Origin of the sequence: Rothia sp. HMSC069C04 (assembly GCF_001812895.1) — a bacterium.
GTDB lineage: Bacteria > Actinomycetota > Actinomycetes > Actinomycetales > Micrococcaceae > Rothia.
This window is the reverse complement of the sequence record NZ_KV810736.1, coordinates 1-1,894: the sequence shown is the minus strand read 5'-3', so window position 1 is coordinate 1,894 and position 1,894 is coordinate 1. Positions and strand designations below refer to the sequence as shown.

At 61.4% G+C, this 1,894-nt stretch carries 2 protein-coding genes; one reads left to right on the top strand and one right to left on the bottom strand.

Going from position 1 to position 1,894, the window contains the following annotated elements; all coding sequences use genetic code 11:
• Positions 1–125 precede the first annotated feature (125 nt).
• Positions 126–1,670: a methionine--tRNA ligase gene (gene metG / locus HMPREF2879_RS02705; protein WP_070593895.1), complete on the top strand. Its 1,545-nt coding sequence runs from the start codon at positions 126–128 to the stop codon at positions 1,668–1,670.
• 101 nt (positions 1,671–1,771) lie between these two features.
• On the opposite strand, the gene HMPREF2879_RS09610 is transcribed toward metG, so the two are convergent.
• Positions 1,772–1,894: IS3 family transposase (locus tag HMPREF2879_RS09610; protein ID WP_141753022.1), on the bottom strand; the 123-nt coding region annotated here is incomplete at its 5' end.

Below are 1,894 nucleotides of genomic sequence, written 5' to 3'. Positions count from 1 at the left end.
CCCCTGCGTAGGCGCGGAGGAAACATGCGGCGTGGCAGCCTGTTACCTGGTGGCTTGGTGCTTATCGCGTATCAGAGTGTAACCCCGGTGAGAGTCGCGCCTAAGACTGCGGTAAACTGAAAGTTATGACTGCAACTCCGTTCTACATCACCACCGCCATCTCCTACCCCAATGGCAACCCGCACATCGGCCACGCCTACGAAACCATCGCAGCCGACGTGCTAGCCCGCTTCAAGCGCCTCGACGGCTTCGACGTGCGCTTCATGACCGGCACCGACGAGCACGGCCAGAAGATGCAGACCACCGCCGAGAAGCTCGGTAAGACCGCCAAAGAACTCGCCGACGAGAACTCCGCACGCTTCAAAGCAATGAACGACGCGCTGAACATCAGCTACGACCGCTTCATCCGCACCACCGACCCCGACCACTACGTCGCATCCCAGGCAATCTGGAAGCGCATGGAAGAAAACGGCGACATCTACCTCGACAAGTACGCCGGCTGGTACTCCGTCCGCGACGAAGCCTACTACGCCGAAGACGAAACCGAAGTCCGCGACGGCCAGCGCTACGCCATCGCAACCGGCACCGAAGTCGAATGGACCGAAGAAGAATCCTACTTCTTCCGCCTCTCCAAGTACGGTGACAAGCTCCTCGAACTCTACGCCAACGAAGGCTTCGTCTACCCCGAATCCCGCCGCAACGAACTGATTTCCTTCGTCAAGGGCGGCCTGAACGACCTGTCCATCTCCCGCACCACCTTCGATTGGGGTGTGCCCGTACCCGGCAACGACAAGCACGTCATGTACGTGTGGGTCGACGCGCTGACCAACTACCTGACCGGCCTCGGCTACCCCGACACCGACAACGAACTGTTCGTCAAGTACTGGCCCGCCGACCTGCACCTCATCGGTAAGGACATCACCCGATTCCACTCCATCTACTGGCCCGCATTCCTGTGGTCCGCCGGAATCGAACTGCCCAAGCGCGTCTTCGGCCACGGCTTCCTGCTCGTCAACGGCGAAAAGATGTCCAAGTCCGTCGGTAACGTCGTCGACCCCGCAAACCTCGTCGACGCATTCGGCCTGGACGCGGTCCGCTTCTTCCTCATGCGTGAAGTGTCCTTCGGCCAGGATGGCTCCTACTCCGAAGAGTCCATCATCAACCGCATCAACTCCGACCTGGCCAACAACCTCGGCAACCTCGCCCAGCGTTCCCTGTCCATGGTCGCCAAGAACTGCGGCGGAGCTGTGCCTGAGCACGGCGAATTCACCGAAGCCGACCGCCAGATCCTCGACCAGGCGGCAGCCCTCTACGAGCCCGTCCGTGCAGACTTCGACGAGCAGGCATTCCACCGCGCTTTGGAACGCATCTGGACCGTCCTCGCAGACGCCAACGCCTACTTCGCAGAGCAGGAACCCTGGACCCTGCGCAAGAACGGCGAACTCGACCGCATGAACACCGTGCTGTACGTGACCCTCGAGGTCGTGCGCCAGGTCGCCCTGCTGCTGCAGCCCGTCATGCCCGACGCAACCGCCAAGCTGCTGACCCTGCTCGGCGTACCCGAAGGCGACGCACGCCAGTTCGCAGCCCTCGGCACCGCACTCGTGCCCGGCACCGAACTGCCCGCACCCGCACCGGTGTTCCCCCGCTACGAAGCGCCCAAGGCATAACAGCTGCTTCTGCAATAGCGAATAGCGTATGAAAGCCCCCGGCTTCCTGCCCCCCAGATGTGAACTGCGCCCCGAAACTTGGACGCATTAAATAATAGCCGCTATACGGCCTCCTGCAGGGCCTGAACCCGGTACTCCACCGGGGTCAGGCCCCTAAGCTTCACCTGACGCCTTACCGTATTCCAGTGCGTGATATAGGCATCAAGATCAGCTTTGAAACTCTC